This window comes from Streptomyces sp. NPDC089915, assembly GCF_040684675.1.
In the GTDB taxonomy this organism is placed as follows: Bacteria; Actinomycetota; Actinomycetes; order Streptomycetales; family Streptomycetaceae; genus Streptomyces.
Map to the genome: position 1 here is coordinate 1 of NZ_JBFBGN010000204.1, position 8,954 is coordinate 8,954.

The window sequence follows — 8,954 nt, forward strand, 5'->3', positions numbered from 1 at the left end:
GAGGGCTGCGGCGGCGGGCACGTCCCCAACGTCCTGAAGATGGCCGGCGTGCCGAACGTGATCGGCTCCTCCACCAACCCCACCCTGCCCTTCGGCCGGGACGCGGTCGCCGAGCACTACGGCATGATCGTCTCCGTCCACGACCTCAAGCCGGACCTCCCCGGCGACGCCGCCATGGCCCGCGACCGCATCCGCGCCGGAACCATGGGCGCGGAGGACGTCCTGCACGACCTGGGCGCCATCGGCATCACCTCCTCCGACGCCCAGGGCATGGGCCGCGCGGGGGAGACCGTCCGCCGCACCTTCGCCATGGCCGCCAAGATGAAGGGCGAGCTCGGCCCCCTCGACGGCGACGGCGAGGGCGACGACAACGCCCGCGTCCTGCGCTACATGGCCAAGCTGACCATCAACCCGGCCATCGCCCACGGCCTCGCCCACGAGATCGGCTCCATCGAGACCGGCAAGCTCGCCGACATCGTGCTGTGGCGCCCCCAGTTCTTCGGCGCCAAGCCGCAGCTCGTCCTCAAGTCCGGCTTCCCGGCCTACGGCGTCACCGGCGACCCCAACGCCGCCACCGACACCTGCGAGCCGCTGGTCCTCGGACCGCAGTTCGGCTCCTACGGGGCCACGGCCGCCGACATCTCCGTGGCCTTCGTCTCCGCGGCCGCCGCGGCCCTCGGCTCCGACGAGATGCCGACCCGCCGCCGGCGCGTCGCCGTACGCGGCACCCGCGGCATCGGCCCCAAGGACATGCTCCTCAACTCCCGGGTGGGCGCGGTCGATGTGGACGCGCGCAGCGGACTCGTCTCCCTCGACGGGGAACCGCTGCGCTCCGAACCGGCCGATTCGGTCTCCCTCAACCGCCTGTACTTCCTGTAAAGCCCGTTAGGACCTGCCATGAACGCACAGCCCGCGAACCCCGCCCAGCCCGCCGCCAACGGTTTCCGGATGCCCGCCGAGTGGACCCCCCACGAGCGCACCTGGATGGCCTGGCCCAGCCCCAACCCCACCTTCACCAACGAGCAGGAGCTCGCCGAGGCCCGCCAGGCCTGGGGCGCCGTCGCCCGCGCGGTGCGCGCCTACGAGCCGGTGACCCTCGTCGTCTCCCCGGGCGACGCCGACAGCGCCCGCGCCGTCGTCGGCGACGACGTCGAACTGGTCGAGCGCGACCTCGACGACGCCTGGATGCGCGACATCGGCCCGACCTTCGTCACCAACGAGGCCGGCGAGCTGGCGGCCGTGGACTGGACCTTCAACGGCTGGGGCGCCCAGGAGTGGGCCCGCTGGGACCACGACTCCAAGATCGCCCGGCACATCTCCGACATCGTCGGCACCCGCACCTTCAGCACCCCGCTGGTCAACGAGGGCGGCGCCATCCACGTCGACGGCGAGGGCACCGTGCTCCTCACCGACACCGTGCAGCTGGGCAAGGGCCGCAACCCCGACTGGACCCGCGAGCAGGTCGAGCGGGAGATCCACGCCCACCTCGGCACCACCAAGGCCATCTGGCTGCCCTACGGCCTGGCCGGCGACTACGGCACCTACGGCACCCAGGGCCACGTCGACATCGTCGCCGCCTTCGCCCGCCCCGGCGTGGTCATGGTCCACACCCAGCCCGACCCGGCCCACCCGGACCACGAGCGCTGCAAGACCATCGCGGCCATCCTGCGCTCCTCCACCGACGCGCAGGGCAGGCGGCTGGAGGTCGTGGAGATCCCGGCGCCGACCGTGCTGGAGGAGGACGGCGAGTGGGTGGACTACTCGTACATCAACCACTACCTCTGCAACGGCGGCGTGGTCCTGTGCTCCTTCGACGACCCGCGCGACGAGGAGGCCGCCGAGATCTTCCGCGGTCTGTTCCCCGAGCGGACCGTGACCCTCGTTGACGCACGTACGATTTTCGCCGGGGGTGGCGGTATCCACTGCATCACCCAGCAGCAGCCGAAGGTCTGACCCGGGGCTGCTCCGTGATCTGACGAAGGAGTGACCATGGCGGCGGGCGGAGTACCGGTACGGGCGGCGCGCAAGAACGCGCCCCCGCGCGAGGCCGTACTCGTCGCCGCCATGGCCACGATCGCCGAGCGCGGCCTCGACGGGCTGACCATGGCCGGCCTCGGCCGGCAGGTCGGCATGAGCAGCGGCCACCTCCTCTACTACTTCCGCAGCAAGGACGAGCTCCTGCTGCAGACCCTGGAGTGGAGCGAGGCCGAGCTCGGCGCCCGGCGCCGGTCCCTGCTCTCGCGCCGCGAGCCGGCGGGCGAGCGGCTGCGGGCGTACGTGGACCTGTACGTGCCCGACGGCGCGCGGGACCCGCACTGGACGCTGTGGCTGGAGGTCTGGAACCGCTCCCAGAACGCGGGTCCGGGCGAACGCGACCGGCAGGCCGCCATCGAGGGAGCCTGGCACCGCGACCTGGTCGCCCTCCTCGCCGAGGGCATCTCGCGCGGGGAGTTCCGCGCGGTCGACCCCGACCGCTTCGCGGCCCGGCTGCGGGCCCTGCTCGACGGGTTCAGCATCCAGGTGGCCGTCGGCCTGCCCGGCATAGGGCGCGAGGACATCCTGGAACACGTACGGGAATTCCTCACCCAGACCCTCGCGGCCTAGGGGTTTCCGGCCGCGGGCCGCCTGCCGGACGGTGGCTGCCCGCATGCTGAGACCGGCGTCCAGGGGCGGTGGAGCGTGTGACACACTGCGAGCGTGTCTGCTCAGCTCATGATTATGGACAGCAGCGCGCCGGTCCTCTGTGACCGCTGAACCGTGGAAAACCTCCGCGGCAGCGGGCACCGTGCCTCAGACCCGCGCGCAGACCTCTCGCACCCGCGAGAGGTTTTTTCGTTTCCCGGCCCGAAATCATGCCGGAAACGGGCGGCGCGCGATGATGGGGGCAGTGGATCCCCGGTCTCCGGAACCACTCATCCGACAGGAGTCAGATCAGCATGACGACGACAGAGGCGACTGCGCCGGCAGAGGCACTCGACGACGGTTTCCACGTCTTCGACACCACCCTGCGCGACGGTGCCCAGCGTGAGGGCATCAACCTCACGGTCGCGGACAAGCTGGCCATCGCCCGGCACCTGGACGACTTCGGAGTCGGCTTCATCGAGGGCGGCTGGCCCGGCGCCAACCCCCGCGACACCGAGTTCTTCGCCCGCGCCCGGGCCGAGATCCAGTTCAAGAACGCCCAGCTGGTCGCCTTCGGCGCCACCCGCCGGGCCGGCGGCTCCGCCGCCGAGGACCCGCAGGTCCGCGCCCTCCTGGAATCCGGCGCGCCGGTGATCACCCTCGTCGCCAAGTCCCACGACCGGCACGTCGAGCTCGCCCTGCGCACCACCCTGGACGAGAACCTGGAGATGGTCCGCGACACCGTCTCCTACCTGGTCTCCCAGGGCCGCCGCGTCTTCGTCGACTGCGAGCACTTCTTCGACGGCTACCGCGCCGACGCCGAGTACGCCAAGTCCGTCGTGCGCACCGCCCACGAGGCCGGCGCCGACGTGGTCGTCCTCTGCGACACCAACGGCGGCATGCTGCCCGCGCAGATCACCGCGGTCGTCTCCACGGTCCTCGCCGACACCGGCGCCCGCCTGGGCATCCACGCCCAGGACGACACCGGCTGCGCCGTCGCCAACACCCTCGCCGCCGTCGACGCGGGCGCCACGCACGTCCAGTGCACCGCCAACGGCTACGGCGAGCGCGTCGGCAACGCCAACCTCTTCCCCGTCGTCGCCGCGCTGGAGATCAAGTACGGGCGCACGGTCCTCCCCGAGGGCGCGCTGGCCGAGATGACCCGCATCTCCCACGCCATCGCCGAGGTCGTCAACCTCACCCCCTCCACCCACCAGCCCTACGTCGGTGTCTCCGCCTTCGCGCACAAGGCGGGCCTGCACGCCTCCGCGATCAAGGTCGACCCCGACCTGTACCAGCACATCGACCCCGAGCGGGTCGGCAACACCATGCGCATGCTGGTCTCCGACATGGCCGGCCGTGCCTCCATCGAGCTCAAGGGCAAGGAGCTCGGCGTCGACCTCGGCGGCGACCGCGCCCTGATCGCCCGCGTGGTCGAGCGGGTCAAGGAGCGCGAGCTGGCCGGCTACACCTACGAGGCCGCCGACGCCTCCTTCGAGCTGCTGCTGCGCGCCGAGGCCGAGGGCCGGGCCCGGCGGTACTTCCGCGTGGAGTCCTGGCGCGCGATCGTCGAGGACCGCCCGGACGGCACCCACGCCAACGAGGCCACGGTCAAGCTGTGGGCCAAGGGCGAACGCATCGTCGCCACCGCCGAGGGGAACGGCCCGGTCAACGCCCTGGACCGGGCCCTGCGCGTCGCCCTGGAGCGCTTCTACCCCCAGCTGGCCAAGTTCGAGCTGATCGACTACAAGGTCCGCATCCTGGAGGGCAAGCACGGCACGGAGTCCACGACCCGCGTCCTGATCGCCACCACCGACGGCACCCGCGAATGGAACACCGTGGGCGTCGCCCCGAACGTCATCGCCGCCTCCTGGCAGGCCCTGGAGGACGCCTACACCTACGGCCTCCTGCACGCGGGCGTCGAACCGGCGGAGTAGCCCCCGGACCGCCCCCGGCCCTTATGCCCGGCTCACACGGGAAAGGTCCGGTTCGGGTAGCGTCGTCGTCATGAGGACCAGGCTGATATCCGTACGCGTGGGATCGCTGCTGTCCGGTCTGCTGCTGGCCCTGTCCGTGGCGGCGCTCGGCGGCGCCCCCGCCGCGGTCGCGGCCGACGGCGGGACCGCGGCGGTGGCGGAGGCGCTCAAGAAGGGCCCGGTCTACGTGGACCCCGGGGCCGCCGCACAGCTGTCGCAGGTCCAGGCGGACGCCCTGGCCGCGAAGATCAAGGCGGCCGGCAAGCCGCTGTTCGTCGCCGTGCTGCCCGCCACCACGGCCTTCCCCGCCGACAGCGTGCTGCGCACCGTCCGCACCGAGACCGGTGTCACCGGGCTCTACGCCATCCGGCTCGGCGACGGCTTCAACGCCGGGGCCGACCCGGCCGTCATGCCCCGCAACGCCGTGCGCAACCTCACCGACGCGGTCAAGGCGGGCGGGACCGTGGACGCCGCGACCGAGCTGAACAACTTCGTCGACCAGGCCCTCCCGCAGCTGAAGGGCCACGCCCCGGCCTCCTGGGGCGGCGGGGCCGGCGGCGACGGCGGATCCTCCGCCGGCACGCTGATCGCCCTCGGAGCGGTGGCCGTACTCGGCGGCGGGGGCGGCTACCTGCTGGTCAAGCGGAACCGGAAGAAGAAGGAAGAGGCCCGGCGGGAGGCCATCGCCAGGCTGAGCGTGGTCGTCGACGAGGACATCACCGCCTTCGGCGAGGAACTCGAACGGCTCGACTTCCACCCCGGCGAGCCCGGCGCGGACGACGCCATGCGCAAGGACTACGAGCAGGGGCTCGACTCCTACGAACGGGCCAAGCAGATCATGGCCTCGGTGCAGCGCCCCGAGGAGGTCCAGGGCGTGACCCAGGCGCTGGAGGACGGCCGCTACGCGCTCGCCAGCCTCGACGCCCGGCGGCGGGGAGAGCCCGTGCCCGAGCGGCGCGCGCCCTGTTTCTTCGACCCCCGGCACGGGCCGAGCACCGAGGACGCGCAGTGGGCCCCGCCCGGTGGGGCGGCGCGTACGGTGCCGGTCTGCGCGGCGGACGCCGTCCGGCTGAAGGACGGCCTGGACCCGGCGGTGCGCACCGTGGACACCGAGTACGGTCCGCGCCCCTACTACGACGCCGGCCCGGCCTACGGCCCCTGGGCGGGCGGCTACTTCGGGGGCGGCATGCTGCCCGGCCTGCTGATGGGCACGATGCTCGGGTCGATGATGTCCACTCCGGCCTACGCCTCCGACTTCGGCGGCGGTACGGGCGGGGGAGGGTTCGAGGGCGGAGACGTCTCCGGGGCCGACTTCAACCCGTCCGACTTCGGCGGCGGGGACTTCGGCGGCGGTGGCGGCTTCGACGGGGGCGGGGGATTCGACGGCGGGGGCGGCTGGTAGCCGCCCCCGGGGGCTCCGGTCAGGCCTGCTTGATCGCCGAGATGTCGAAGGTCAGCTTCACCTTGTCGCTGACCATCACACCGCCGGCCTCCAGGGCGGCGTTCCAGGTCAGGCCCCAGTCGGAGCGCAGGATCTCCGCCGAGCCCTCGAAGCCCACGCGCTCGTTGCCGTACACGTCGGTGGCCGAGCCGGCGAACTCCAGGTCGATGGAGAGCGGGCGCGTGACGTCCTTGATGGTCAGGTCGCCGCTGATGCGGTAGGTGTCGCCGCCGACGCGGGCCGCCGAGGTGGAGCGGAAGCTCATCAGCGGGAAGGCCTCGGCGTCGAAGAAGTCACCGCCGCGCAGGTGGGCGTCGCGGTCGGCGATGCCGGTGTTCACCGAGGCGATCTTGACGTCGATCGAGGCGGTGGAGCGCGACGGGTCGCCGCCGTCGAGGTGCAGCGCACCCTCGTGCTCGCCGAAGGCGCCGCGGACGTTGGTCACCATCGCGTGGCGGACGGTGAAGCCGATGCTGCTGTGGCCGGCGTCGATGACGTAGTCACCGGTGAGCGCGGCGAGCGCGGGGTCGACGTCGAGCGTGGCGACCGCGCTCTCCTGGACGGGGGCGGCGGTGCGGGTGCGGCGGGAGAAGAGAGCCATGACGTCCTCCGGGGAAGTCTCGGTTTGGTTCAAAGTTCAACAAGAGCAACGCTAGAGCTATTCCGTTCAAATTTCAACTACATCACTCGTTCGGGTGTGGTTTTGTGGAACTTCCACAAAGGCCGAAGGTCCCCACTGGGGGAGTCCATGCATGCTCCGGCGGTTCTGTCCGGCCCGCACAGCCGGAGGCGCCCGAGACTGTGCGGAACCAACGGAGGGTTTTGCGGGCCCGGCTTCGTAAGGTCGGTACATGACCGTTGTGGACCAGACTCCGAGCGAGCCGACGGACGCCCGCGGGCGCGTGGCCGAGCTGCACTCCCTCCGCGAGGAGGCCCGGCGCGGCCCCAGCGACCGCGCGACCGAGGCGCAGCACGCCAAGGGCAAGCTGACCGCCCGCGAGCGCATCGCGCTCCTGCTCGACGAAGGTTCCTTCCGGGAGGTCGAGCAGCTCCGCCGGCACCGGGCCACCGGCTTCGGCCTGGAGGCCAAGAAGCCCTACACCGACGGTGTCATCACCGGCTGGGGCACCGTCGAGGGCCGTACGGTCTTCGTCTACGCCCACGACTTCCGCATCTTCGGCGGCGCCCTGGGCGAGGCCCACGCCACCAAGATCCACAAGATCATGGACATGGCCATCGCGGCCGGTGCCCCGCTGGTCTCCCTCAACGACGGCGCCGGTGCCCGTATCCAGGAGGGCGTCTCCGCCCTCGCCGGCTACGGCGGCATCTTCCAGCGCAACACCCGGGCCTCGGGCGTCATCCCGCAGATCTCGGTCATGCTCGGCCCCTGCGCCGGCGGCGCCGCGTACTCCCCGGCGCTGACGGACTTCGTGTTCATGGTCCGGGACACCTCGCAGATGTTCATCACCGGCCCCGACGTCGTCCGCGCCGTCACCGGTGAGGAGATCACCCAGAACGGCCTCGGCGGCGCCGACGTGCACGCCGAGACCTCGGGCGTCTCGCACTTCGCGTACGACGACGAGGAGACCTGCATCGCCGAGGTCCGCTACCTCATCACGATGCTCCCCTCGAACAACCGCGAGAACCCCCCGGTCCACGAGAGCACCGACCCGGTCGACCGGCGCTCGGACGTCCTCCTGGACCTGGTCCCCGCCGACGGCAACCGCCCGTACGACATGCTCAAGGTCATCGAGGAGCTCGTCGACGACGGCGACGTCCTGGAGATCCACGAGCGCTGGGCCCGCAACATCATCTGCGCCCTCGCCCGCCTGGACGGACAGGTCGTCGGCATCGTCGCCAACCAGCCCGGCCACCTCGCCGGCGTCCTGGACATCCACGCCTCCGAGAAGGCCGCGCGCTTCGTCCAGATGTGCGACGCCTTCAACATCCCGATCGTCACCCTGCTGGACGTCCCCGGCTTCCTGCCGGGCGTCGACCAGGAGCACGGCGGCATCATCCGCCACGGCGCCAAGCTGCTGTACGCGTACTGCAACGCCACCGTCCCGCGGATCTCGCTGATCCTGCGCAAGGCCTACGGCGGCGCGTACATCGTCATGGACTCCCAGTCCATCGGCGCCGACCTGACCTACGCCTGGCCCACCAACGAGATCGCCGTCATGGGCGCGGAGGGCGCGGCCAACGTGATCTTCCGCAAGCAGATCGCGGACGCCGAGGACCCCGAGGCCATGCGCGCGCGGATGGTCAAGGAGTACAAGGCCGAGCTGATGCACCCGTACTACGCGGCCGAGCGCGGCCTCGTCGACGACGTCATCGACCCCGCCGAGACCCGCGGAGTGCTCGTCAGCGCCCTCGCGATGCTCCGCACCAAGCACGCCGATCTGCCGTCTCGCAAGCACGGCAACCCGCCGCAGTAAACGAGCTGAGGAGACCTGCCGACGATGAGCACCGCCACCGACACCCTGCTGAAGGTCGAGAAGGGCAACGCCGCGCCCGAGGAGCTGGCCGCGATCACCGCGATCCTGCTCGCCCGCGCCGCCGCCACCCCCGAGGAGGCCGCCCCCACCCGCCGCTCCACCGCCGGCTGGCGCCGCCTGGAGCGCAGCCGGGGCTTCCAGGCCCCGCACAGCTGGCAGGGCTGAGCAGCAGCGCACGTCCGAAGGCCCCGCACCGTATCCACGGTGCGGGGCCTTCGCCGTATGCGCCCGCGTACGGGTACGGGCGCCCTGCGCGCGACCGGGTACGCGGAAGGCCCCCGTGCCGGAGCACGGGGGCCTTCCGAGGCTGCGTACCGGTTACCGGAGCCGTGCCATGAGGGCGTGTTCGACGAGGGTGATGAGTGCGCTCTTGGCGTCGCCGCGGTGGCGGGCGTCGGTGGTGATGATGGGTGCGTCGGG

Annotated in this window: 8 protein-coding genes and 1 pseudogene; 7 read left to right on the plus strand and 2 right to left on the minus strand. The window is 71.7% G+C overall.

Annotation, left to right across the window (positions count from 1 at the left end):
• The 5 genes from AB0O29_RS32870 to AB0O29_RS32890 all read left to right on the plus strand — a co-directional run.
• A partial coding sequence (locus tag AB0O29_RS32870; RefSeq protein WP_365159166.1) for an urease subunit alpha occupies window positions 1-879 on the plus strand: 879 nt, incomplete at its 5' end.
• Between the two features lie 18 nt (window positions 880-897).
• A complete protein-coding gene (locus tag AB0O29_RS32875; RefSeq protein WP_365159169.1) occupies window positions 898-1,953 on the plus strand; it encodes an agmatine deiminase family protein in 1,056 nt (351 codons plus the stop codon).
• Between the two features lie 36 nt (window positions 1,954-1,989).
• Entirely contained in the window at window positions 1,990-2,604 is a 615-nt protein-coding gene (locus AB0O29_RS32880) for a TetR/AcrR family transcriptional regulator (protein ID WP_365159171.1), read from the plus strand.
• Between the two features lie 332 nt (window positions 2,605-2,936).
• Window positions 2,937-4,559: a citramalate synthase gene (gene cimA, locus AB0O29_RS32885; RefSeq protein ID WP_365159174.1), complete on the plus strand. Its 1,623-nt coding sequence runs from the start codon at window positions 2,937-2,939 to the stop codon at window positions 4,557-4,559.
• 70 nt (window positions 4,560-4,629) lie between these two features.
• On the plus strand, window positions 4,630-6,000 hold the full coding sequence (locus AB0O29_RS32890) for a hypothetical protein (protein WP_365159177.1): 1,371 nt from the start codon (window positions 4,630-4,632) through the stop codon (window positions 5,998-6,000).
• 19 nt (window positions 6,001-6,019) lie between these two features.
• Here the strand turns inward: AB0O29_RS32890 and AB0O29_RS32895 are convergent, their stop codons facing one another.
• Window positions 6,020-6,640 carry a YceI family protein gene (locus AB0O29_RS32895; protein WP_365159180.1) on the minus strand — a complete coding sequence of 207 codons (621 nt, stop codon included), beginning with the start codon at window positions 6,638-6,640 and terminating at the stop codon, window positions 6,020-6,022.
• Between the two features lie 250 nt (window positions 6,641-6,890).
• On the opposite strand from AB0O29_RS32895, the gene AB0O29_RS32900 reads away from it, so the two are divergent.
• Window positions 6,891-8,474, plus strand: a complete 1,584-nt coding sequence (locus AB0O29_RS32900; protein WP_365159183.1) for an acyl-CoA carboxylase subunit beta — start codon at window positions 6,891-6,893, stop codon at window positions 8,472-8,474.
• A 24-nt stretch (window positions 8,475-8,498) separates the two neighbouring features.
• The gene (locus AB0O29_RS32905; RefSeq protein WP_045951512.1) at window positions 8,499-8,699 is read left to right on the plus strand and encodes an acyl-CoA carboxylase subunit epsilon; all 201 of its coding nucleotides are present in this window, start codon (window positions 8,499-8,501) and stop codon (window positions 8,697-8,699) included.
• A 153-nt stretch (window positions 8,700-8,852) separates the two neighbouring features.
• Here the strand turns inward: AB0O29_RS32905 and AB0O29_RS32910 are convergent.
• Window positions 8,853-8,954, minus strand: a pseudogene (locus AB0O29_RS32910) (ATP-binding protein); the annotation flags it as partial.

Coding starts and splice junctions, on each gene's coding strand:
- AB0O29_RS32875 (WP_365159169.1), top strand. CDS start 898: ATGAACGCACAGCCCGCGAACCCCGCCCAGCCCGCCGCCAACGGTTTC.
- AB0O29_RS32880 (WP_365159171.1), top strand. CDS start 1,990: ATGGCGGCGGGCGGAGTACCGGTACGGGCGGCGCGCAAGAACGCGCCC.
- cimA (WP_365159174.1), top strand. CDS start 2,937: ATGACGACGACAGAGGCGACTGCGCCGGCAGAGGCACTCGACGACGGT.
- AB0O29_RS32890 (WP_365159177.1), top strand. CDS start 4,630: ATGAGGACCAGGCTGATATCCGTACGCGTGGGATCGCTGCTGTCCGGT.
- AB0O29_RS32895 (WP_365159180.1), bottom strand. CDS start 6,640: ATGGCTCTCTTCTCCCGCCGCACCCGCACCGCCGCCCCCGTCCAGGAG.
- AB0O29_RS32900 (WP_365159183.1), top strand. CDS start 6,891: ATGACCGTTGTGGACCAGACTCCGAGCGAGCCGACGGACGCCCGCGGG.
- AB0O29_RS32905 (WP_045951512.1), top strand. CDS start 8,499: ATGAGCACCGCCACCGACACCCTGCTGAAGGTCGAGAAGGGCAACGCC.